The sequence below is a fragment of the Pantoea sp. EA-12 genome, from assembly GCF_030053355.1.
Taxonomy (GTDB): Bacteria; Pseudomonadota; Gammaproteobacteria; order Enterobacterales; family Enterobacteriaceae; genus Pantoea; species Pantoea vagans_C.
The window spans coordinates 1-1,070 of the sequence record NZ_JASGBY010000039.1 but is presented as its reverse complement, the minus strand read 5'-3'; the positions used below and the strand labels follow the sequence as shown (position 1 = coordinate 1,070).

General features: G+C 52.7%; 1 protein-coding gene. It reads right to left on the bottom strand.

The window, feature by feature from the left end; translation table 11 throughout:
* The coding region (gene tuf / locus QMZ30_RS25765) for an elongation factor Tu (protein ID WP_283229376.1) at positions 1 to 1,070 on the bottom strand (1,070 nt) is incomplete at both ends.

Here is a 1,070-nt window from a genome sequence, read left to right as displayed (position 1 = left end):
CCCGCACCAACAGTACGGCCGCCTTCACGGATTGCGAAACGCAGACCCTGATCCATAGCGATTGGCTTGATCAGAGTAACAGTCATTTTCACGTTGTCGCCTGGCATTACCATTTCAACGCCTTCTGGCAGTTGAACGTCGCCGGTCACGTCAGTAGTACGGAAGTAGAACTGAGGACGGTAGCCTTTGAAGAACGGAGTATGACGGCCGCCTTCATCTTTAGACAGAACGTAAACTTCTGAAGTGAACTGAGTATGTGGCTTGATAGTGCCTGGCTTAGCCAGTACCTGACCACGCTCGATGTCTTCGCGCTTGATACCACGCAGCAGAACACCACAGTTCTCGCCAGCCTGACCCTGGTCCAGCAGTTTGCGGAACATTTCAACGCCAGTACAGGTTGATTTCACAGTGTCTTTCAGGCCAACAACTTCAACTTCGTCGCCCACTTTAACGATACCGCGCTCAACACGACCGGTTACAACAGTACCACGGCCTGAGATTGAGAATACGTCTTCGATTGGCAGCAGGAACGGCATGTCGATTGCACGTACTGGCTCTGGGATATAGGTATCCAGATGACCAGCCAGCTCAATGATCTTAGCTTCCCACTCAGCGTCGCCTTCCAGCGCTTTCAGAGCAGAACCGCGGATGATTGGAGTATCATCGCCTGGGAAGTCGTATGCTGACAGCAGGTCACGAACTTCCATCTCAACCAGTTCCAGCAGCTCTTCGTCATCAACCATGTCGCACTTGTTCAGGAACACGATGATGTAAGGAACGCCAACCTGACGACCCAGCAGGATGTGCTCACGGGTCTGTGGCATTGGGCCATCAGTCGCAGCAACAACCAGGATCGCGCCGTCCATCTGCGCAGCACCGGTGATCATGTTTTTCACATAGTCGGCGTGGCCTGGGCAGTCAACGTGTGCGTAGTGACGAGTCGGGGTTTCATATTCAACGTGTGAAGTGTTGATGGTGATACCACGTGCTTTCTCTTCAGGCGCTTTATCGATCTCGTCGAATTTACTTGCCTTACCGCCGTAGGTTTTAGCCAGAACGGTGGTGATTGC